Below are 22292 nucleotides of genomic sequence, written 5' to 3' on the forward strand. Positions count from 1 at the left end.
ATAACGGCATTACCAGCGCTTTATCGGTGATATTGTCTGATTTATCGGCAAGGGTTTATTTCATTGCCGTTATTATTAGTCTGCATTAATGGGAAACAGCGCCGGCCTGGCCGCCGGCGCGGGAAAGACGCAGGCGACGTTGTGCCCACAGCCGGGTACGATCGTTAACCGATGCGGCTTATCCGGCGCCAGATAACGTCGGTCATAGTCGGCATAGGCCAGGGCGCGCTGCAGCCGATAAGGACCCTGCAGCTGGGCGGCGCAGGATTTGTCGAGTATCCGATAGTAGGCGCCCGGCGCGGTGCCGGTATCATCGGCGGCGGCCAGATAAGTGATATCGGCCGCAGCATAGCGCCTGCGAGCCGCGTCTGCAGTGCGCTGCAGGTGAGCGGGAAGCGCTTCCAGACCGTATTTCCAGCGATTGGCCTGCGGGCAGCGGCCGGCGTCCAGCGTTTGCCAGCGGAAACGGCAGGCTGTTTCAATGCCGCAGCTTCCCCGGCTTGTGGGCAGAGGGCGCAGGCGATCAAAATAGAGCCAGCTGCCGGGATCGGCCACCACATAGCGCAGACGCACTCCGCTTGGCGGATGAGCAAAGCCGACATAATGTTGTACGAACTGGGCGCCGGCGGAAAAACCGGCCACGGTGATCGACTGCAGCGACGGCCAACGCCGTTTCAGATCGGCCAGCAGGTTATCCATGGCGTTGAACGAGCCGGTTTTCCCGCCATTATCCAAACCGCCTGCGATCCACGAGCCGCAGCGCCAGAGAGCGTCACCGTCTTGCGGCTGGGGCAGACCGGCGGAATGGCAGCGGGCGGCGAGTTTCACCGGCACCTGGAACAGCGGGGCGACCAGCAAGCTGTTGTCTCCCGCTCCCTGCGCGGCATCGATCGCCGCTTGCAACGTCTTGGCGGCGTCGCGTGGATGCCCGTGCATCACCACCAGCGCGGTATGCGGCTGGGGGGATCGAGCGCGAGCGACAAAATAAGGCAGGGAACCCGCCGCCGTCGGCGCGTGGTAGGGCGTGGCGAGACGTTCTAACACCGGTTCTGCGCGAACCGATTGGCCGAACAGCAGCAGAGTGGCCATGGCGATGCAGCGCAGGCGGCGGCGCCTCGTCAGGTTCGGCGCAGCACCGTGCGCATTTGTCTCAGGACTTCCCGGCATCGTTGTTCCTCACGCGCGCGTTGATAGTAGCGATAAAAGGCGCGTTCCGAACTGAGGTTACCCGCGCGTGCCAGCTGCCTGAAGGTCAGGAATGCCAGGCTGAACATAATCATAATAAATAATAGGCCGGGGAACAGCAGCTGCCAGCCGTCGGTGATGCGCGCATTAGGCAGATAGTGGAGTGAATGGGGCGTAATCAATACCCCTAACTGCTGCAGTCCCCATTGAGTCAAAGCGGGGAACAGCACCAGCAGCGTAACGAACACCAAATACAGCAAGAAATAGCGGCAGGAAAGCAGGAAACGTTTGAAAGCGTTATTGGCGCTTGGCCGCAACACGAAGCCAGCGGACGTGGCGCGCAAGATTTGCTGGCGGCCACCGGTGAAGCGATAGCGTTCCAGCGCCGCTACGCTGTCCGGTAACGCCAACAGCAGCTGCAGTGCAGTGAGGCTGGCGCTGCTGTTGCCGATATAGTCGCGAAAGCGTAACAGGTGTATGGGGGCGCTTTGGGGCTTCTCGACGGATTCGAGCAGGTTTAGCAGCTTATCGTGGTTTTCCCGCCGAATGCGGAAGGGCATTTTGACGAGGGCGAAAAACATCGCGCCAAAGGCGCCTACGGTGGGTACGACGATGTCCAGAAAAGTTTTTAGCATGGCGATCTCCTGCGGTTCTCCGTTCGTTCCTTGCGGCAGAAGTATAGATCACGTTTATGGGACAACGAGAAAACTGGCGTTACAGCTTGGCCTTTGATCTCCAAGGCGTTAACGCTAGACTCAGCAACATAAGCAAGACTGAGGGGATAAATGAATGGATGTGATTGAGGGGAGCGAGCTGCAGGTCGCCGATGCGGTTTACGCCTACCAGCTCGACGGCAAGGGGGGCGTCACGCCGATCGAGCGGGATGACAAGATCACCTGCGACGCACCGTGCTGGCTGCATCTTGATTACGCGCACCCGGCCAGCGCTGAATGGCTGAGTACCACGCCGCTGCTGCCGGACTCGGTGCGTGAAGCGCTCTCCGGCGAAAGCTCACGGCCGCGCGTCAGCCGCCAGGGCGAAGGCACCATGATCACCCTGCGCAGCATCAACTTTAACGCCAACTCACGGCCGGACCAGTTGGTCACCATCCGCGTGTACATCACCGATAAACTGATTATCTCCACGCGGCACCGCAAGGTGTATTCCATCGATCAAGTGGTGAACGATCTGCAAAGCGGCGCTGGGCCGACCAACAGCGGCAGCTGGCTGGTGGAAATTTCCGATGCGTTGACCGATCACACCAGTGAATTTATCGAGGATCTGCACGACAAGATTATCGATCTGGAGGACGCCTTGCTGGAGCAGCAGGTGCCGGAGCGCGGCCAGCTGGCGCTGATCCGTAAACAGCTGATCGTGCTGCGCCGTTACATGGCGCCGCAGCGCGACGTCTTCGCGCGGCTGGCCAGCGACCGCCTGCCGTGGATGAGCGATGACGATCGTCGCCGCATGCAGGATATCGCCGATCGCCTGGGACGGGGATTGGACGATCTGGACGGCAGCATCGCGCGCACCGCCATCTTGTCCGACGAAATCACCACGGTGATGGCCGACGCGATGAACCGCCGCACTTACACCATGTCATTGTTGGCGATGGTATTTCTGCCCACCACTTTCCTGACCGGGTTGTTCGGGGTCAACCTTGGCGGTATTCCGGGCGGCGGTAATCCTTTCGGTTTCGCGGCATTTTGCCTGATGCTGGTCGGATTGGTGCTTGGCGTCGCCTGGTGGTTGAAGCGCAGCCGCTGGCTGTAGGCAAAAATGACGAAAACCCGGTTAACATTGAGCAATATCAACATTTAGCCGGGGTAAATGGGGCATGATCTCTCTCGCAGGTGAATGCAACGTCAAGCGATGGGCGTTGCGCTCCATAATTGTCTTACTTTCTTATTTTTGAATTACTGCATAGCACATTTGATTCGTACAATGCCGGTTTAATCACCGGCATTTTTTTATTCGGCTTTCCTTCTTCTTCAGGCCGCGCTTTCATCCCAGAAGCTGGCTTCAATCTTGTGCCCATCCAAATCACGGACAAAGCAGCCGTAGTAAGCCTCGCCGTAATGCGGCCGCGAACCGGGCGCGCCTTCATCGACGGCGCCGGCCAGCAGCGCCTGGCGATGGAATTCATCCACCTGTTGCTTACTGGTGGCGAAAAAACCGACGTGCGTGCCATTGCCGGGCGAGGCCGGCCGGCCGTCGATCGGCACCTGCAGCCAAAACTCCGGGTAGTCGCGGCCGTAACCAATGGCGCCGGGATGCTCCAGCACGCGTCGGCAACCCAAAGCGGCCAGTGCACGATCGTAAAAGGCGGCGGCGGCCTCGAAATCGTTGGAGCCCAGTGAGACGTGGGACAGGCAGGGGGTGATGTTCATTGCGCGATCTCCATATGACTGTATAAATAAACAGTATAGGGTAAAAACGGCACTGCCCAGTAAATTTTGCGCAAACTGTGAACAGGATCGAGATCGTCGGGAAAGGTAAATGTCGCCGCTCGCAGGATGGCAAGCGGCGAGGGGGCTTATTTGATTTCCAGCACGTTCAAACGCTCTGGCGCAGGCGCCGCGTCGTCCGAGTCTTCCGGCTGCCAGCCGACCGGCTGCATCGGGATGTCTTCGCGATCGAAGGCCAAATCGCCGCCGTCCACCACGGCGCTGCCGTGGTGAATGCCTTTGAAATCGAACAGGTTGATATCGCTCAGGTGCGAAGGCACCACGTTCTGCATGGCGCTGAACATGGTTTCCAACCGGCCTGGGTAACGCTTGTCCCAGTCACGCAGCATGTCACCGATCACCTGGCGCTGCAGATTAGGCTGCGAGCCACACAGATTGCATGGAATGATCGGGAACGCTTTGGCGATCGAGAAACGCTCGATGTCTTTCTCGCGGCAATAGGCCAGCGGGCGGATGACCACGTGTTTGCCGTCGTCGCTCATCAGCTTGGGCGGCATGCCTTTCATCTTGCCGCCGTAGAACATGTTGAGGAACAGCGTCTGCAGAATGTCGTCGCGGTGGTGGCCCAGTGCGATCTTGGTGGCGCCCAGTTCGGTGGCAGTGCGGTACAGAATGCCGCGGCGCAGGCGCGAACACAGCGAACACGTGGTTTTCCCTTCCGGGATCTTGTCTTTAACGATGCTGTAGGTGTTTTCTTCGACGATCTTGTACTCCACCCCCAGGCTTTCCAGATAGGCGGGCAGAATGTGCTCCGGGAAGCCGGGCTGTTTCTGATCGAGGTTCACCGCCACCAGCGAGAAGTTGACCGGCGCGCTTTGCTGCAGATTGCGCAGGATCTCCAGCATGGTGTAGCTGTCTTTGCCGCCGGACAGGCAGACCATAATGCGGTCGCCTTCTTCAATCATATTGAAATCGGCGATCGCTTCGCCCACGTTGCGGCGCAGGCGCTTTTGCAATTTGTTCAGGTTGTACTGCTCTTTTTGGCTAACGGATTGCTTTTCTGACATTTAAATCGTGCTCATTCTCAATGGGGGGCACTAGGGGCATGGCGTTATAGACCGCGAGTTTACCATTCAACCGGCCGATTTTGATCATTATTCATCATCCAGCCGCCACGCACCCGACGCGAGGCCTGTATGGTACGGATTGCGCGCCGGAATGCCAGCAGGTTTTGTTGCTGCGATTTACGTCGGCGGTAAAAGAACAGGGCGCGAATCGCTCGCGCCCTGAGGGAGGTTACTCAGCGGCGGACTTTTCCGCCTTGCCGGCCAGCAGGCTGAGGAAATCGTATTTCTCCTTCAGCTCTTTCTCGGCGGCCTGATACAGCGCGCTGGCCACCTCCGGCTGCTGCGCGTTCAGGCGACGGAAACGCTGCTCGTTCAGCAGAGTTTCAGCCAGGCTGCTGTTCGGCGGGCGCGAATCCAGCGCCAATGCGGCCTTGCCCTCGGCGCTGCGGCGCGGATCGAAGCGGTACAGCGGCCAGAAACCGGTGGCGGTCAGCTGTTTCATCTGATCGTGGCTGAGCGCCAGATCGTAGCCGTGCTCTTCGCACGGGCTGTAGGCGATGATCAGCGACGGCCCCGGATAGGCCTCGGCCTCCTGAATCGCTTTCACCGTCTGGTTAAGCTGCGCCCCCAGCGAAATCTGCGCGACGTAGACATGGCCGTACATCATCATACTGACGCCCAGATCCTTGCGCGCCTTGCGCTTGCCGTGCTCGCCGAACTTGGTCACCGCGCCCAGCGGCGTGGCTTTCGACTGCTGGCCGCCGGTGTTGGAGTAGCACTGGGTGTCGAGCACCAGCACGTTGACGTTCTCCGTCAGGCTGAGCACGTGATCCAAACCGCCAAAGCCGATGTCGTAGGCCCAGCCGTCCCCGCCGATCAGCCAGATCGATTTATCCACCAGGTAGTCGGCGTCCGCCGCCAGCTGGCGCGCATCTTCACCTTCAATACTCGCTAGCAGCGCGCGCAGTTCGGCGATTTGCTTGCGGCGCGGCTCCGGCGCCACGTCTTCCATCTGCAGGGCGTTGACCAATTGCTCCGGCAGCTGCGGCGCCAGTGCGTTCAGCAGACGCAGCACTCGCGCGCGATGTTGATCGACCGTCAGGCGGAAGCCCAGGCCGAATTCGGCGTTGTCTTCGAACAGCGAGTTGGCCCACGCCGGCCCGCGCCCTTCGGCGTTGGTGGTGTACGGCGTGGTCGGCAGGTTGCCGCCATAGATCGACGAACAGCCGGTGGCGTTGGCGATCAGCAAGCGGTCACCATAGAGCTGGGTCAACAGCTTGATGTACGGCGTTTCGCCGCAGCCGGAACAGGCGCCGGAGTACTCGAACAGCGGCGTGATCAGCTGCGAGGTGCGAATGTCGATGCGCTCCAGCTGCGCCGGATCGATTTCCGGCAGCTGCAGGAAGAAGTCATAGTTGTCTTTCTCCGCCACCAGATTATCGAGGCGTGACGCCATGTTGATGGCCTTGATTTCCGGGTTCTGGCGATCTTTCGCCGGGCAGACCTCGACGCACAGGTTACAGCCGGTGCAATCTTCCGGCGCTACCTGCAGCACGTATTTCTGGCCGCGCATATCGCGCGCTTTCACATCCAGAGACTGCAGAGAGGCGGGGGCGTGTTCCATTTCCGCCGGCTGCACCACCTTGGCGCGAATGGCGGAGTGCGGGCAGGCGGCGACGCAGTGGTTGCACTGGGTGCACAGGTCGGGCTGCCAGATCGGGATCGCTTCGGCGATGTTGCGCTTTTCCCACTGGGTGGTGCCCACCGGCCAGGTGCCGTCCGGCGGGAAGGCGGAAACCGGCAGCGCATCGCCCAGCCCGGCCAGCATCGCGGCGGTAACGGTTTTGACGAAGTCCGGCGCGGCGTCCGACACCACCGGCGGGCGCATCGGGCTGCTGGCGTCTACCGGCTGCAGCGGGATCTCGGTCAGCGCGGCGCGGGTGGCGCCCAGCGCCTGCCAGTTGCGCTCGACGATCTCCTGGCCCTTGCTGCTGTAGCTGCGGGCGATGGCGTCCTGCAGCTGTTGCAGCGCCACGTCGCTCGGCAGGATCTGCGTCAGGTGGAAGAACGCCATCTGCATTACGGTGTTGATGCGCGCGCCGAGCCGGCATTCACGCGCCAGCTTGGCGGCGTTGATGATATAGAAACGCGCCTGGCGTTGGTGCAACAGCGCCTGAACCTCCTGCGGCAGGCGCGACCAGACCTCATCGGCGCCGTAAGGGGTATTGAGCAGGAAGGTGCCGCCGGGCTTCAGGCGTTCGACCATCTGGTACTTATCGATAAACTGCAGTTGGTGGCAGCCGACGAAGTCCGCGTGGCTGACCAGGTAGGCCGAATTGATCGGCTGCTCGCTGACGCGCAGGTGCGACACCGTCAGGCCGCCGGCCTTTTTGGAGTCATAGACGAAATAGCCCTGGGCATACAGCGGCGTGGCGTTGCCGATGATTTTGATGTTGTTCTTGGTGGCAGAGACCGAGCCGTCGCTGCCCAAACCGTAGAACAGCGCTTCCAGCGAGGCGCGCTGCGGCAGGATTTCGTCGCTCAGCGGCAGCGAAAGCCCGGTGACGTCATCGAAGATGCCGACGGTGAAACGCGGGCGTGGCTGCGGCAGGGCCAACTCGCGGAATACCGCCAGCGCGCAGTCCGGGCCGAACTCTTTCGACGACAGGCCGTAACGGCCGCCGATCACCCGCGGCAGCGTGGCGCGCTCCCCCCGGCTGTAGGCTTCCGCCAGCGCGGTCATCACGTCCAGATACAGCGGCTCGGCCAGCGCGCCCGGCTCTTTGGTGCGATCGAGCACCGCGACGCTGCGCACGCTGTCCGGCAGCGCGCCGAGCAGATGCTGGGCGGAGAACGGCCGGAACAGCCGCACCTTGAGCACGCCGACTTTCTCGCCGCGGGTCAGCAGGGTGTCGATCACTTCTTCGCAGGTGCCGGCGGCGGAACCCATCACTACCACCACGCGTTCGGCCTGCGGGTGGCCGTAATAGTCGAACGGCCGATAGCGGCGGCCGGTGAGGGCGGCGAAGGCTTCCATGGCGTCGATCACGTGTTGGCCGGTGGCGTCATACCACGGGTTGGTGGCTTCGCGCGACTGGAAATAGGTGTCCGGGTTGGCGGAAGTGCCGCGCACCACCGGATGATCCGGCGACAGCGCCCGGCTGCGGTGCGCGTCGATCGCCGCCTGCGGCAGCATCTGCCGCAGCGTATCGTCGCTGAGAGGCACAATCTTGTTGATCTCGTGCGAGGTGCGGAAACCGTCGAAGAAATGGATAAACGGCACGCGCGCGTTGAGGGTGGCGGTCTGCGAGATCAGCGCGAAGTCCTGCGCCTCCTGCACGTTGCCGGCACACAGCATGGCGCAGCCGGTTTGGCGCACCGCCATCACGTCCGAATGGTCGCCGAAGATGGACAGCGCGTGCGTGGCCACGGTGCGCGCGGCGACGTGCAGCACGAACGGCGTCAGCTCGCCGGCCAGTTTGTACAGCGTGGGGATCATCAGCAGCAGGCCCTGCGATGAAGTGAACGAGGTCGACAGCGCGCCGGTTTGCAAGGCGCCGTGCACGGTGGCGATCGCGCCGCCTTCCGACTGCATTTCCACCACCCGCGGAATATCGCCCCAGATGTTTTGCCGGCCATCGCCGGACCAGGCGTCCGCCTGCTCCGCCATGGTGGAGCTTGGCGTGATAGGGTAGATGGCAATCACTTCGTTGGTGCGATAGGCCACGGAAGCGACTGCATTATTACCATCTGTAGTTATCATCGGCGTTACCTTTTCATTGCTCACAAAGCCGCGAAAGCGCACTTTCGCAGTAATGGAAAAAAGTCTAACAGAGGGGCGAACGCGGCTTTATCGCGTTTGTGTGGCGGGTGATAAATCGGCAAGCGTATCGGGCATCACTATTTGCATCGCCGGTTGAGGTCACTTCAATAAATTGTTTTCGCCGTTTAAAGACAATTTATTTCCGGCGCGTCATAATTGCGCATCGGTAAACTGATGGAAGAAAACCATGAGCGGATTTATGTATTTGACGATGGCGATCGTTGCGGAAGTGATCGCCACCACCATGTTGAAAGCCTCTGAGGGCTTTACCCGTCTGTGGCCGTCGCTGCTGGTGGTGCTGGGCTACGGCGTGGCGTTTTGGGGGCTGTCGATGGTGGTCAAGAGCATGCCGCTGGGCATCGTGTATGCGATTTGGTCGGGCATGGGGATTGTGCTGGTGTCGGTCGCCGCGGTGTTCGTTTATCAGCAAAAATTGGATTGGCCGGCGATCGTTGGCATGGGATTAATTATTGCCGGCGTGCTGGTGATTAATTTACTGTCGAAAGCCTCGGTGCACTGAGTGTTATTTTAATGTAAAAAAAAGCCGGCGTGACAGCAAGTCGCGCCGGTTGAAGAATTCAGCCATCATTCACTGAAAATAGTGGAATGCTAATTAGTTAGCGCCGCCAGCATAGACACAAATATCGTTCTCTCCGGTAGCAAAAAATGCGCCGCCGCAATGAAAGCACGCGAAGATAATTAATACCGCTGTCGCGGGAAAAACTTCCTCGATGGCCGCGGTGACGTTATCACTTTTTTGCGTGCGGCCAGTACCTGACAGCGAGTGGCGCCGTCACGGAAATATTCTGCAAACAAAATAAATGTTCGGCCGGCGCAAAAAAACGACAAATAATGGCTGGAATATATTTTCATTATTTATATATCGAGCTAGATTAAACAAGTTTGCATCAAAGATAGCGAAACGTGTCCGCCAAGTGACGCGCGTTATCAGCAATGGCGATTTTACACAGCGCAGTTCCGGGTTCAGGAGTGGGATAATGACGACATCAAAATGGCTGCTTGCCAGCGCCGTGCTGCTTTTAGCCGCCTGCAGCAGCAATAACGAAGAGCCAGTACAGCAGGGCAACAGTGCCAGAATCAATACGTTGCAGACCAGCGCCGGTTGCGCGGCGGTCGGCGGCGTTACCACCATCGCGCACAACTTGAACGGTGAAGCGCTGCGCATGTGCCAGATGCCGAACGGCAAGCAGTGCGAAGAACGTACGCTGGCCCTGGGCAGCTGCGCCGGGTAAGCCCGCGGCGCCTGGCCTGCAGGATCAATACACCCAATCGCGCAGGGTATAAATAAGCGTGTGGCCGCTGCCGGTGAGCGTCAGCTGCTGTGCGTTTAGCGTCACTTCGGCGCCGTTTTCCAGCACGGTGCCAATCACCCGATCCCAGCGGTTGCGCTGCTCATCAGGGCACAGCTTGCGCGTGGTGGCCAGCGATTTCACCGTCAGCACGCCGTCGCGTAATTGCCCCTGGCCGAAAAAGCGGTTGCACATCGTGCCGGAGACATGCAGGTTCTCGCCGAATTCCAGATTGAGCAGGCCGCCGCCCGCCGGTGATTTTGCCGTTTCGCCATCCACGCTTTGCAACACGAAGTTGTGATGCAACAGATCGCCTGGCGTGACGGCCGTGTGTGGTTTCATGCTGCACCCCGCTAAGGCCAGCGCCGCAAGGGCGGCTACCGTGGTTTTTCTCATCGCGTTCTCTCAAATAAACAGGGCGCCGCAAGGGCGCCCCGAGGTTACGCTCAGGCGTTCAACTGGTTCGGGCAGGTTTCGCCGCGATCCAACTGGCTGATGTTCTGCAGCGTGGTTTGTGAAATGCTGGTCAGCGCCTCTTCGGTCAGGAAAGCCTGATGGCCGGTAAACAGCACGTTGTGGCAGGCCGAGAGGCGGCGGAACACGTCGTCCTGAATCACGTCGTTAGACTTGTCCTCAAAGAACAGATCGCGTTCGTTCTCGTAGACGTCCATCCCGAGGGCGCCGATTTTTTGCTGCTTCAGCGCATCGATGGCGGCGGTGGAATCGATCAGCGCGCCGCGGCTGGTGTTGATCACCATTACGCCGTTTTTCATCATCGCGAAGGCGTCGGCATTCAGTAGGTGGTGGTTCTCCGGCGTCAGCGGGCAGTGCAGGGTGATCACGTCGGATTGCGCGTACAGCGTCTTCAGATCGACATACTCCGCGCCCAGTTCCAGCGCCTGTTCGCTCGGGAACGGATCGTAGGCCAGCAGTTTCATGCCGAAGCCTTTCAGAATGCGCATCGTCGCCACGCCGATTTTACCGGTGCCGATCACGCCGGCGGTGCGATTGTGCATGTTAAAGCCGATCAGCCCTTCCAGCGAGAAGTTGGCGTCGCGGGTACGCTGATAAGCGCGGTGAATACGGCGGTTCAGGCACATCATCATGCCGACCGCGTGTTCTGCCACGGCCTCCGGCGAGTAGGCCGGCACGCGCACCACCTTGATGCCCAGTTCTTTGGCGGCGTCCAGATCGACGTTATTGAAACCGGCGCAGCGCAGGGCGAGAATTTCGACGCCCAGCGCCGCCAGTTCTTCGAGCACTTCACGGCTGCCGTCGTCGTTGACGAAGATACACACCGCCTTGCAACCGGCGGCCGTTTTGGCGGTTTTTTTACTGAGTAAAAAGTCGAAGAATTCCAGCTCATAGCCAAACTGCTGATTCACCAGTTCGAGGTATTTACGGTCATACTGTTTGGTACTGTATATCGCCAATTTCATCGTGGTTTCTCCACCGTGATTTTGTGATCAATTTAACAGATTTTAGTAAATTCGACAATTGGTTAGCCCGTTTCGACATGGCCGAAATCGCTGCTGCAAGGCTGCGGTGGGTCTGGATACGATGGAGGGAAGACGACGGTGGCGACAGGCGGCAAAAAAATCCCCACGGGGGTGTGGGGAATGGCTTCTCTAGTACACAGTTAGCTAGCAGCTAAACTTTTATTAGAATGGTTGCAAGACTATTAATCATCAACGGTAACAACAATAACAAAAGTCTGAAAACTGTCCTGTTTATGTGATGTATATGTAACGAAAATCTACAACCCCGCACACGTTTGCGCCAAAAAGGTGCAAATCGCTTCTGCGAGCCCGCTCGGCTTCACCCTATGTCAAATTCGTGCCATCATTATTGTCAATTCAGGCATAGACTTAACCAATGCCTAACTCAGGAACGAAGCAATCATTTAATGACCAGGCGATTGAAAGTATTCATAGGGACGGTGGCGGGCTGCGCAATCCTGGTGCTGGCGTTGTGGCAAACCTTGCCGCGCTGGCTGCCGGGGGTGTTATCGCATTGGTTGCCGGCGGGGAGCCGCCTGGAATTGCAGGGCAAATTGCACTGGCGCCAGGGCGGCCTGGCGTTGACGGGGGCGCGTTTCACTGCGCAAGATTGCCTGTTGGCCAACGTCGGGCCGACGCGGCTGGTTTACCGCCAGGGCCGCTGGCAGCTGTCGAGCGATAAGGTCAGCGTCGATAGCGCCTGTTTGTCAAAACTGCCGAGTGGCGACGCCAACAGCGCGCCGCTGGCGCTCGATCAGCTGCAGCAACAGCTGCCGCCGCTGGATCTCACCATTAATGACCTGACGCTCATTCCCTGGCAGCGCTATGCCGGCAAGCTGCAGCTCTCCTCCGGCCCCGACGGGCAACGTCTGCATTATCGGGGCCCGAATCTCAGCGCCGAGGCGCAGCTGGATGAAAAACAGCAGCTGACGTTGCAGAGCCTGACCGTGGTTCCGCCCAACAGCGCACAACCTTTGCACCTCGCCGGCAAGATCACCATCCCGTTGGATCTGGCCAGCCTGCCGACGCAGGGCGCGTTGCAGGGGGAAATGCAAACCGCCTATCTGGAAAAACCGGTATTGCTGGACATGCGCTGGCAACAGCAGCAGGGCGTATTGACGGTGAGCGAGAAAGGTGACGATCGCCCGCTGGCGGTGTTGCCGTGGGAAGTCTCGCCGCAGCGGGTCAGCATCAAGCAGGGCGAGTGGCGTTGGCCGTACAGCGAGCAGCCGTTGAACGGCGGGCTCAGCATCGCGCTGCACGATTGGAGCAAAGGGCTGGATGAAACGGAGATCAGCGCGCGGCTGAACGTGATCACCGCGGGTCACAACGGCAAGGGCAATGCGGTGCTCACCCTCGGGCCGGGCAAGGTGGGGTTGACCGACAGCGATCTGCGCTTCCAACTGACCGGCCAGGCCAATCTGGCCGACTTTTCCACTACCGCGTCGATCCCGGGTGTGATCGGCGGCAGCATTCTCAACCCGACGCTGGTGCTGCAGCCCGGTTCGCTGCTGCGCCTGTGGGGCAAGGTGACGCCGGAAATGACGCTGGAAGAGGCGCGTTTGCCGCTGGCGGGCGTGAAGGTGACCGCCGCCGGCATCACCGGCCGCCTACAGGCGATTTTGAGCGCCAGCGACAGTTACTGGGGCCGCTTCAAGCTGCACCTGGACGGCCAGGCACAGGATTTCTGGCCGGACAAGGGCCACTGGCAATGGCGTTACTGGGGCAATGGCCGCTTGCCGCCGCTGCAGGCCGCCTGGGACGTCGCCGGCAGCGGCCGTTGGCGCGACAGTGAGTTGGTGCTCGACAAACTTTCCACCGGCTTCGATAAGTTGAAGTACGGTCTGGTGACGGTCGCCGCGCCGCGCCTGAGCCTCAATCAGCCGCTGCGCTGGCGGCGTGATGAACAAAGTCCGCAGTTCAACGGCGAGTTGCAGCTGGCGGCGGATAAGGTCAGCTTCAGCGATGGCGGCTATCTGCCGGCGCCGGTGCTGGCGCTGCAGGTAAACGGCCGTTCACCGGACAGTTTCCAACTGCAGGGCAAACTGCAGGCGCAACAGATTGGGCCGATCGCGCTGCGCGGCCGTTGGGACGGCGAACGTCTGCGCGGCGAAGCCTGGTGGCCGAAACAGTCGCTGAAGGTGTTCCAACCGCTGCTGGCGCCGGATCTCAATCTCACGCTGCGCGACGGCGAGTTTTACGCGCAGTCGGCGTTTTCCGCCGCTCGCGAACAGGGGTTCGAGGCCGGTGGCCACTGGGTGGTGAAAAACGGCGGCATGTGGCTGAAGGACGGCGAGATGAGCGGCCTGGATTTTATCCTGTCGTACCGGTTCAAGCAGCATCAGTGGCAATTGGGGGCCAAACAGCCGGTGTCGCTGCGCATCAAGTCTTTCACCAACCTGTTCGAGATGCAGAATATTTCCGCCGATCTGCAGGGCACCTATCCTTATAGCGAAAGGCAGCCGCTGACGTTGAGCAACGTCGGCGTGGACATGCTCAACGGGCATATCAGCCTGTCGGCGCTGCGGTTGCCGCAGCATGACGCCGCGGTGCTGAAGCTGGACAAGGTCGATCTCAGCGCGTTGTTCACCGCCCTGAAACCGAAGCAGTTCGCCATGTCCGGCCGGGTCGACGGCGAACTGCCGCTGTTCCTGAATCACCCGAAATGGCTGGTGCAAAACGGCTGGATCGCCAACGCCGGCACCCTGACGCTGCGGCTGGACAAAGACATGGCCGACGCCATCGGCAGCAATAACCTGGCGACCGGCGCGGCGATCGACTGGCTGCGCTACATGGAAATCAACCGTTCGCACGCCCGGGTCGATCTCGACAACCTGGGCGAGCTGACGCTGAGCGCGCGCATCGACGGCATCAATCCGCAGAAAAGCGCCAAGCGCGAGGTGATCCTGAACTATCGCCATCAGGAAAACGTGTTTCAGCTGTGGCGCAGTTTGCGCTTCGGCGACAATTTACAGGAGTGGCTGGAGCAGGCCCTCTCACAACCTGGGGAGCAACAATGAAAATCATGAGTGTGTCGGCGCTGGCAGCGGTGCTGTGCGTTTCGCTGCTGAGCGGCTGCGTGCCGCGCATCGAGGTGGCGACGCCGAAGGATCCGATCACCATCAATATGAACGTCAAGATCGAGCATGAGATTCATATCAAGGTGGATAAGGACGTCGAAAACCTGCTGAAAACCCAAAGCGGTCTGTTCTAGGAGCCGACATGAAAAAACGTTATGTGTGGCTGGCCGGCGCCGCCTGGCTGTTCAGCAGCGTGGCGATGGCGCTGACGCTGGATGAGGCGAAGCAGCAAGGGCGGGTGGGCGAAACCCTGAGCGGCTATATTGCGCCGGTGAAACAGGATGCGGAAACGCTGGCGCTGGTGAAGCGCATCAACGCCGGCCGCGCCGAGAAGTATCAGGAAGTGGCGGACGGCAACCATATCGCCGTCGACGAAGTGGCACGCATGGCGGGGCAGAAGCTGGTGACGCGTGCGCAGAGCGGCGAGTATGTGCGCGGCATCAACGGACAATGGTTGAAGAAATAAAAAAAGCGCGCCGTCTGGCGCGCTAAATGATACGGATAGATGATTATTATGAGGGTAGTGCAGGTTTGACAGGACTTGCCTTTTGTCCGGCAGGGGCACAGCGCCCCTGCGCAGGGTCTTAGGCAGCAACCACCTGAGACAGGGCCGCTTTGGCGTCTTCCTGGGCTTTGGTCGCCACTTCCGGGCCATAGGCGATACCTTCCGCGAAGACGAACTCCACGTCGGTAATGCCGATGAAGCCCAGGAACAGACGCAGGTAAGGTTCTACCAGGTCGGTTGGGGTGCCTTTATGGATGCCGCCGCGGCTGGTCAGGATCACGGCGCGTTTGTTTTTCACCAGGCCTTCCGGACCGTTTTCGGTGTAGCGGAAGGTCACGCCGGCGCGGGCAACCAGATCGAAATAGTTTTTCAGCTGGGTCGGGATGTTGAAGTTGTACATCGGTGCGGCAATCACGATGACGTCATTGGCCTGCAGCTCGGCGATCAGCTCGTCCGACAGCGCCAGCGCTTCTTGTTGACGCGGGGTTAACGGCGCATCGGAAGGGCGCAGCGCGCCAACCAGTTCGCCGTCCAGCACCGGGATTGGCTGTGCGGCCAGATCGCGCACGGTGATGGTGTCGCCGCCATGGGCGTTGCTCCATTGCTCTACGAAGAAATCGGCCAGTTGGTTAGACTGAGAGTAGGTCGCCAGGATGCTTGATTTCAGAACCAATACGTTGCTCATCGATAATTCCTTACGTTGTGACAGTGACATCAGGACTCAGCGTCCCTTGCATGAAGTACATGCTATTCACATTCCTCCAACAGTGATAGCGCAATATTTCGAGATCTTCGTTCGATTTTATTGAATGACATGCCGAGGTTTTGCTCGCGGAAGTAGGGCGAAAAAGCCGTTTGTGATAGGCTGTGCGGCTAAAGCAAAAAAATCGCTAAAAAAACATTAAACCGTTGCTAAGCCTGGTCTTGGCGGCGAAGAAACAAGGAACACTGAACGTGAAATCTCCGCTCGAGGCACTGCCGGCCCAACTGGGCGAGCTGATGCTCCGCGATCAACAACGCCTGCGTCGTCGCCTGCATGGCGCACGAAAAATCAAAAATCCCGATGCCCAGCTGGCGGTCGCCGCCGAAGTGGAAAGCGACATCGCGGCGGCGCGGCAAAAAGTGCTGGCGCGCGCCGCGTCTTGCCCGCGCATTACCTATCCGGAAAGCCTGCCGGTCAGTCAGAAAAAGCAGGACATTTTAAACGCTGTCCGCGATCACCAGGTGGTGATCGTTGCCGGGGAGACCGGCTCGGGGAAAACCACCCAGTTGCCGAAGATCTGTCTGGAGCTGGGGCGTGGGGTGAAAGGGCTGATCGGCCACACCCAGCCGCGCCGCCTGGCGGCGCGCACCGTCGCCAACCGCATCGCCGACGAGCTGGAAACCCCGCTCGGCGGCAGCGTCGGTTACAAGGTGCGCTTCAACGATCAGGTCGGGGAAAACACCCTGGTCAAGCTGATGACCGACGGCATCTTGCTGGCGGAAATTCAGCAGGATCGCCTGCTGATGCAGTACGACACGCTGATCATCGATGAAGCGCACGAGCGCAGCCTCAACATCGACTTTATTCTCGGCTACCTGCGTGAACTGCTGCCGAAGCGCCCGGATCTCAAGGTGATCATCACCTCGGCGACCATCGATCCGCAGCGCTTCTCGCGCCACTTCAACAATGCGCCGATCATCGAGGTTTCCGGCCGCACTTACCCGGTGGAGGTGCGTTACCGCCCGGTGGTCGACGACGGCGACGATACCGACCGCGACCAGCTGCAGGCGATTTTCGATGCGGTGGACGAGCTTGGGCGCGAAGGGCCGGGCGACATTCTGATCTTCATGAGCGGCGAGCGAGAGATCCGCGACACCGCCGACGCTCTGAACCGCCTCAATTTGCCGCACACCGAAGTGCTGCCGCTGTATGCGCGCCTGTCGAACAGCGAGCAGAACCGGGTGTTCCAGTCGCACCACGGTCGCCGCATCGTGCTGGCCACCAACGTGGCGGAAACCTCGCTGACGGTGCCGGGCATCAAGTACGTCATCGATCCGGGCACCGCGCGCATCAGCCGCTACAGCTTCCGCACCAAGGTGCAGCGCCTGCCGATCGAGCCGGTGTCCCAGGCTTCCGCCAACCAGCGTAAAGGGCGCTGCGGCCGCGTATCGGAAGGGGTGTGCATTCGCTTGTATTCCGAACAGGACTTCCTGTCGCGGCCGGCGTTTACCGATCCGGAAATTCTGCGCACCAACCTGGCGTCGGTCATTCTGCAGATGACCTCGCTGGGGCTGGGCGACATCGCCGCGTTTCCGTTCGTCGAAGCGCCGGATAAACGCAACATTCAGGATGGCGTGCGCCTGCTGGAAGAGCTGGGGGCGATCGCCACCGCCGACAACGGCCACTATCAGCTGACGCCGCAAGGCCGGCAGCTGGCGCAGTTGCCGATTGACCCGCGTCTGGCGCGCATGGTGCTGGAAGCGCAGAAGAGCGGCAGCGTGCGCGAGGTGATGATCATCACCGCCGCGCTATCGATTCAGGATCCGCGTGAGCGCCCGATGGACAAGCAGCAGGCCTCGGACGAAAAACACCGCCGCTTCGCCGACAAAGACTCCGATTTCCTGGCGTTCGTCAATCTGTGGGATTATCTGCAGGAGCAGCAAAAGGCGAACTCTTCCAGCCAGTTCCGCCGGCTGTGCCGCAACGATTTCCTCAACTACCTGCGGGTGCGCGAGTGGCAGGATATCTATACCCAGCTGCGCCAGGTGGTGAAAGAGCTGGGGCTGCCGATCAACAGCACGCCTTCCGACTACCGCAGCGTGCACACCGCGCTGCTGACCGGCTTGCTGTCGCACATTGGCCAGAAGGATGCGGACAAGCAGGAATACACCGGCGCGCGCAATGCCCGCTTCTCAATCTTCCCCGGCTCCGGCCTGTTCAAGAAGCCGCCGAAGTGGACCATGGTGGCCGAACTGGTGGAAACCAGCCGCCTGTGGGGGCGCATCGCCGCGCGCATCGAACCGGAATGGATCGAGCCGCTGGCTCAGCATCTGGTGAAACACAGCTACAGCGAGCCGCACTGGTCGAAGTCGCAAGGGGCGGTGATGGCCAGCGAAAAGGTCACGCTGTTCGGTTTGCCGATCGTCGCGGCGCGCCAGGTCAATTACGGCGCCATCGATCCATTGCTGTGCCGTGAGCTGTTTATCCGCCATGCGCTGGTGGAGGGGGACTGGCAGACGCGCCACGCCTTCTTCCGTGAAAACCAAAAGCTGCGCGCCGAAGTGGAAGAGCTGGAGCATAAATCGCGCCGCCGCGACATTCTGGTGGACGACGAGACGCTGTTCGGCTTCTACGATCGCCGCATCCCCAACGACGTGGTTTCCGGCCGTCATTTCGACAGCTGGTGGAAGAATGCCGCCAAACAGCAGCCCGACCTGCTGAACTTCGAAAAAGAGATGCTGATTAAGGAGGGCGCCAACAAGATCAGCGCGCTGGACTACCCGAACTTCTGGCATCAGGGCAATCTCAAGCTGCGGCTGAGCTACCAGTTTGAACCGGGCACCGACGCCGACGGCGTGACGGTGCACATTCCGTTGCCGATCCTCAATCAGGTGGAGGAGCAGGGCTTCGAGTGGCAGATCCCCGGCATCCGCCGTGAGCTGGTGATCGCGCTGATCAAGTCGCTGCCGAAACCGGTGCGCCGCAACTTCGTGCCGGCGCCGAACTACGCCGAAGCATTCCTCGGCCGCGTTACGGCGCTGGAATTGCCGCTGCTGGACGCGCTGGAGCGCGAGCTGCGGCGCATGACTGGCGTGACCGTGTCACGTGATGACTGGCAGTGGGATCAGGTGCCCGATCACCTGAAAATGACTTTCCGCGTGGTGGGCGAGAAGAACCAGACGCTGCGCGAAGGCAAAGACCTGGCCGCGTTGCGCCTGCAGCTGAAAGAGAAGGTGCAGGAGACGCTGTCGGCGGTGGCCGATGACGGGCTGGAGCAGAGCAATCTGCATGTCTGGAGCTTTGGCCAACTGCCGGCGTTCTACGAGCAGAAGCGCGGCGGCTATTCGATGAAGGCCTACCCGGCGCTGGTGGATGAGAAGGACAGCGTGGCGATCCGCCTGTTCGACAGCGAAAGCGAGCAGCAACAGGCGATGTGGCAGGGCACGCGCCGCCTGCTGTTGCTGAATATTCCTTCGCCGATCAAATATCTGCATGAGAAGCTGCCGAACAAGGCCAAACTGGGGCTTTATTTCAACCCGTACGGCAAGGTACTGGAGCTGATCGACGACTGCATTTCGTGCGGCATCGACAAGCTGATCGCCGAACACGGCGGCCCGGTCTGGCAGGAAGAAGGCTTTGCGCGTTTGCAAGAGCGGATCCGCGCCGAGCTGAACGACACGGTGGTCGAGGTGGCCAAGCAGGTTGAGCAGATCCTGACGGCGGTCTTCAATATCAACAAGCGGCTGAAAGGCCGGGTGGACATGTCGTTGGCGCTGGCGCTGTCGGATATCAAGACCCAGCTCGGTGGCCTGGTCTACCGTGGCTTCGTCACCGGCAACGGATGGAAACGCCTGCCGGACACGCTGCGTTACCTGCAGGCGATCGAGCGCCGGCTGGAGAAACTGGCTATCGATCCACACCGCGATCGCGCGCAGATGCTGCGGGTGGAGCAGGTGCAGCAGGCGTGGCAGCAGTGGCTGAACAAGCTGCCGCCGAAGCGGCAGCAGGAAGAAGAGGTGAAAGCGGTGCGCTGGATGATCGAGGAACTGCGCGTCAGCCTGTTCGCGCAGCAGTTGGGCACGCCTTACCCGATCTCCGACAAGCGCATTCTGCAAACCATCGAACAGCTTTCGGGCTAAGCTCAGGCGCGCCGGCCGGCAAGCGGCCGGCGCAGCGCAAGTTGAAATTCAGGGAACAGATAAGCAGCAACGGCGCTTGATGCGCCGTTGCGAGAGCTACTTGCCCGCCGCCAGGGCGTCCAGCGCGTCGCGGATGCCGGGCACCGCCAGGGCGCGGTTATCGGCGCGATAGCGATCTTTCGCCGCCGGCGCCGAGCTTTGGATGGCGATCAGCTGCCAGCCGTCGGCGGTTTTCAACAGCAGCGGTGAGCCGCTGTCGCCGGGCAGGGTATCACACTGGTGCGACAGTACGCCTTGCTGGGCCCAGCCGGTGACCTTGCAGTTTTGGTGGCTGTAGAGGTCATCCAGATGATCCTCCGGGTAACCCGCCTGAGTGATCAGCCGTTTGGCCTGTTTCAGGGCCTGGGTCAGCGCCTTGCTGTCGCCTTGCCACAGCGGCAACGGTGCGATCGGCAGCGGCTTTTTGTCTTTCAGACGGATCAGCGCAAAGTCATAAGCGGCCGCAGCGGGCGGGACGATCCAGCCATCGCCGTCCGGCTTCAGCTTTTTGCCCAGCTTGCTGTCGACCAGGGTCTCGATATCGCCGGTTTGATACTGCCAGGATTTATCGCCTGCCACAAAGCGCAGAGCGATGGCTTTATCCAGTTGCCCGGGCGGCGCCAGCACGCAGTGGCCGGCGGTCAGCGCCAGGTGCGGGGAGATCAGCGTGGCGGTACACAGATTGCCGCTGGCGGTTTCGACCTGGCCGATGGCCTGCCACGGCTGGGCGGCGGTATCCGTGACCTTGATTCGTTCATCTTTGCCGAAAAACAGACGCGTTTGCTCGGCCTTGGACGGGCCGTCGGCGCGTGCCGCCTGAGCAGCGATGAGCGGGAGTGAGCACAGCAACAGTAAAACGGATATGCGCATAGATCTCTTGCCTGACAAATACGGATCATCCATAAACACACTGAATGCTAACTATAGACTGATTTAGCAGCCATGTGGATGGGCAATAATTGATTTTTCAATAATTTCCCGCCGGCGACGCGGCAGGCTACAGGTAAAAAAAGACGGCGATCAGTCCGCAAAGGATCAGGGCGGTCAGAACGATCTCGAACAGGTAGCGGCGCAGCATCAATGAGAACCCCCCGATGAAAAAACACCCGGCGAACCGGGTGTCGTACACGTCAAGCCTGAAGCGGTGAGGGGACCCTCACGTCATTACGCTTTTTTGTGGCTGGTTTTCTTGTGGTGCTTTTTAGCCGCCTGGGCTTTTTGCGCCGGGGCTTTCTTCACGGCTTTTTTGTGATGCTTCTTGGCCGCCTGCGCTTTCTGTACCGGCGCTTTCTTGCCGTGGTGTTTCACCTGAGCTTTAGCCGGCGCAGCGGTGGCGGTGGTTGCGGTTGCCGCAGGTGCGGTGGTGGCAGCCTCGGCAGCGAAAGCCACGGAAGACAGACCCATTGCAGCGGCAACAACCAGAGCTAATACTTTTTTCATCGTAGAATCCTCAACATGACTTTTGGGTATCAACCCCACTGCGGGGCCGTTGAAATGATAGTAGGCAAACGGCGCCCGGCTTTCCGTGAGTGATTGGTTTCGGCATGTAACCTAATGTACAGGGCGACGGCGGCGAGGGGATTGCTGCTATAATGACCACCAGGCGCGATAAAAGGGATTTAAAATGAACGAGATAGTGATTCGTTATGGCGTAACCGAACAGGGCGAGGTGCCGCTGGCCTATGAGGACTGGGGCGATGAGGCGCACCCGCCGCTGCTGCTCATCATGGGCATCGGCGCGCAGCTGTTGCTGTGGCCTGATGACTTCTGCCGCGCCCTGGTGGCTCAGGGGTTTCGGGTGATCCGTTATGACAACCGCGATGTCGGCCTTTCCGGCAAAACGCAGGCGCAACGCACGCAGCCGTTGTGGCTGCTGATGCTGCGCGCCCAGCTCGGTTGGCAAACGCCGGTGCCTTATACCCTGGCGGACATGGCGACGGACGCGGCGCATCTGCTCGATCATTTACGCATCCCGCAGGCTCACGTACTGGGTGCTTCGATGGGGGGGATGATCGCCCAGGTGCTGGCCGCCGAATACCCGCAGCGCGTCGCCTCGTTATGCATCTTGTTCTCCAGCACCAATCAGCCGCTGTTGCCACCGCCGGCGCCTTCGCTACTGTGGCTGTTGGTGCGCCGGCCGGCGGCCGATTTGACGCTGCAGCAGCGCCACGAGGGAATGAAGGCCTTCCTGCGCGCGCTCGGTACCCGGTTTTATCCGCCGGAGGAGGCGGAGCTGGATGCATTGGTGAATCGGTTGTTGAAGCGGGGCGTGGATCCCGAAGGCGTGCAGCGGCAACTTTCCGCGTTGCTCGGCAGCGGCGATCTGCGTCGCTACAGCCGGCGCATAGCCGCGCCGACGCTGGTCATTCACGGCGATCGCCCGCGCGGTCGTCAACGCCAAATTGCATATTATGCCGGGCATGGGGCATGACCTGCCTGCGCCGTTGAGGCTGCAGCTGGCGGCGATGATCGCCCGTCATGCGCTGGGATGATAAGCCGGATCGCCAGCGTTTTGGCTATTTTAGTTACAACAT

General features: G+C 60.4%; 17 protein-coding genes and 1 pseudogene. 8 read left to right on the forward strand and 10 right to left on the reverse strand.

Annotation, left to right across the window (positions count from 1 at the left end; translation table 11 throughout):
- Positions 1-75: 75 nt before the first annotated feature.
- A complete protein-coding gene (locus tag ACJ8OK_RS04895; protein WP_079007624.1) occupies positions 76-1167 on the reverse strand; it encodes a hypothetical protein in 1092 nt (363 codons plus the stop codon).
- On the reverse strand, positions 1119-1820 hold the full coding sequence (locus ACJ8OK_RS04900) for a hypothetical protein (protein WP_085058694.1): 702 nt from the start codon (positions 1818-1820) through the stop codon (positions 1119-1121). The genes ACJ8OK_RS04895 and ACJ8OK_RS04900 overlap by 49 nt, the downstream gene beginning before the upstream one ends.
- A 154-nt stretch (positions 1821-1974) precedes the next feature.
- On the opposite strand from ACJ8OK_RS04900, the gene zntB reads away from it, so the two are divergent.
- Positions 1975-2958, forward strand: coding sequence for a zinc transporter ZntB (gene zntB / locus ACJ8OK_RS04905; protein WP_004930499.1), 984 nt, complete (start codon positions 1975-1977; stop codon positions 2956-2958).
- Between the two features lie 218 nt (positions 2959-3176).
- On the opposite strand, the gene ACJ8OK_RS04910 is transcribed toward zntB, so the two are convergent.
- The 3 genes from ACJ8OK_RS04910 to nifJ all read right to left on the reverse strand — a co-directional run bounded on the left by ACJ8OK_RS04910 (position 3177) and on the right by nifJ (position 8423).
- A complete protein-coding gene (locus tag ACJ8OK_RS04910; RefSeq protein WP_004930496.1) occupies positions 3177-3575 on the reverse strand; it encodes a VOC family protein in 399 nt (132 codons plus the stop codon).
- Between the two features lie 146 nt (positions 3576-3721).
- Entirely contained in the window at positions 3722-4660 is a 939-nt protein-coding gene (ttcA, locus tag ACJ8OK_RS04915) for a tRNA 2-thiocytidine(32) synthetase TtcA (RefSeq protein ID WP_004930494.1), read from the reverse strand.
- A 229-nt stretch (positions 4661-4889) separates the two neighbouring features.
- Entirely contained in the window at positions 4890-8423 is a 3534-nt protein-coding gene (nifJ, locus tag ACJ8OK_RS04920) for a pyruvate:ferredoxin (flavodoxin) oxidoreductase (RefSeq protein WP_135638249.1), read from the reverse strand.
- Positions 8424-8670: 247 nt separating this feature from the next.
- Here nifJ and ssmE point away from each other — a divergent pair, with 247 nt between their 5' ends.
- Both ssmE and ACJ8OK_RS04930 read left to right on the forward strand, forming a co-directional pair.
- Positions 8671-9003, forward strand: a complete 333-nt coding sequence (gene ssmE, locus ACJ8OK_RS04925) for a multidrug efflux SMR transporter SsmE (RefSeq protein ID WP_033632935.1) — start codon at positions 8671-8673, stop codon at positions 9001-9003.
- Positions 9004-9481: 478 nt separating this feature from the next.
- The gene (locus ACJ8OK_RS04930) at positions 9482-9736 is read left to right on the forward strand and encodes a DUF333 domain-containing protein (protein WP_004930482.1); all 255 of its coding nucleotides are present in this window, start codon (positions 9482-9484) and stop codon (positions 9734-9736) included.
- Positions 9737-9760: 24 nt separating this feature from the next.
- Here the strand turns inward: ACJ8OK_RS04930 and hslJ are convergent, their stop codons facing one another.
- Together hslJ and ACJ8OK_RS04940 are read right to left on the reverse strand one after the other, a co-directional pair.
- The gene (hslJ, locus tag ACJ8OK_RS04935) at positions 9761-10189 is read right to left on the reverse strand and encodes a heat shock protein HslJ (RefSeq protein ID WP_015377998.1); all 429 of its coding nucleotides are present in this window, start codon (positions 10187-10189) and stop codon (positions 9761-9763) included.
- Between the two features lie 50 nt (positions 10190-10239).
- Positions 10240-11232, reverse strand: coding sequence for a 2-hydroxyacid dehydrogenase (locus ACJ8OK_RS04940; RefSeq protein WP_015377997.1), 993 nt, complete (start codon positions 11230-11232; stop codon positions 10240-10242).
- Between the two features lie 467 nt (positions 11233-11699).
- On the opposite strand from ACJ8OK_RS04940, the gene ACJ8OK_RS04945 reads away from it, so the two are divergent.
- Genes ACJ8OK_RS04945 through ACJ8OK_RS04955 form a run of 3 tightly spaced genes read left to right on the forward strand, consistent with a single transcriptional unit; the run spans position 11700 to position 14838 of the window.
- Positions 11700-14312, forward strand: a complete 2613-nt coding sequence (locus tag ACJ8OK_RS04945; protein ID WP_442530411.1) for a YdbH family protein — start codon at positions 11700-11702, stop codon at positions 14310-14312.
- Complete coding sequence (locus ACJ8OK_RS04950) at positions 14309-14506, forward strand: YnbE family lipoprotein (protein WP_004930472.1); 198 nt, start codon at positions 14309-14311, stop codon at positions 14504-14506. The genes ACJ8OK_RS04945 and ACJ8OK_RS04950 overlap by 4 nt, the downstream gene beginning before the upstream one ends.
- Positions 14507-14514: 8 nt before the next feature.
- On the forward strand, positions 14515-14838 hold the full coding sequence (locus tag ACJ8OK_RS04955; protein WP_015377995.1) for a YdbL family protein: 324 nt from the start codon (positions 14515-14517) through the stop codon (positions 14836-14838).
- A 118-nt stretch (positions 14839-14956) separates the two neighbouring features.
- Here ACJ8OK_RS04955 and azoR read toward each other — a convergent pair whose 3' ends face one another.
- Positions 14957-15562, reverse strand: coding sequence for an FMN-dependent NADH-azoreductase (azoR, locus tag ACJ8OK_RS04960; protein WP_016927576.1), 606 nt, complete (start codon positions 15560-15562; stop codon positions 14957-14959).
- Positions 15563-15831: 269 nt separating this feature from the next.
- Between azoR and hrpA the strand changes: the two genes are divergently transcribed.
- Complete coding sequence (gene hrpA / locus ACJ8OK_RS04965; protein WP_442530412.1) at positions 15832-19719, forward strand: ATP-dependent RNA helicase HrpA; 3888 nt, start codon at positions 15832-15834, stop codon at positions 19717-19719.
- A 96-nt stretch (positions 19720-19815) separates the two neighbouring features.
- Here the strand turns inward: hrpA and ACJ8OK_RS04970 are convergent, their stop codons facing one another.
- Both ACJ8OK_RS04970 and asr read right to left on the reverse strand, forming a co-directional pair.
- Positions 19816-20628, reverse strand: coding sequence for a trypsin-like serine peptidase (locus ACJ8OK_RS04970; protein WP_033632938.1), 813 nt, complete (start codon positions 20626-20628; stop codon positions 19816-19818).
- 294 nt (positions 20629-20922) lie between these two features.
- Positions 20923-21198, reverse strand: a complete 276-nt coding sequence (gene asr, locus ACJ8OK_RS04975) for an acid resistance repetitive basic protein Asr (protein WP_004930450.1) — start codon at positions 21196-21198, stop codon at positions 20923-20925.
- 184 nt (positions 21199-21382) lie between these two features.
- Between asr and ACJ8OK_RS04980 the strand changes: the two are divergent.
- Positions 21383-22250: pseudogene (locus ACJ8OK_RS04980) on the forward strand (alpha/beta fold hydrolase).
- Positions 22251-22292 lie beyond the last annotated feature (42 nt).

The sequence above is a fragment of the Serratia sp. CY71090 genome (assembly GCF_052166845.1).
GTDB lineage: Bacteria > Pseudomonadota > Gammaproteobacteria > Enterobacterales > Enterobacteriaceae > Serratia > Serratia nematodiphila.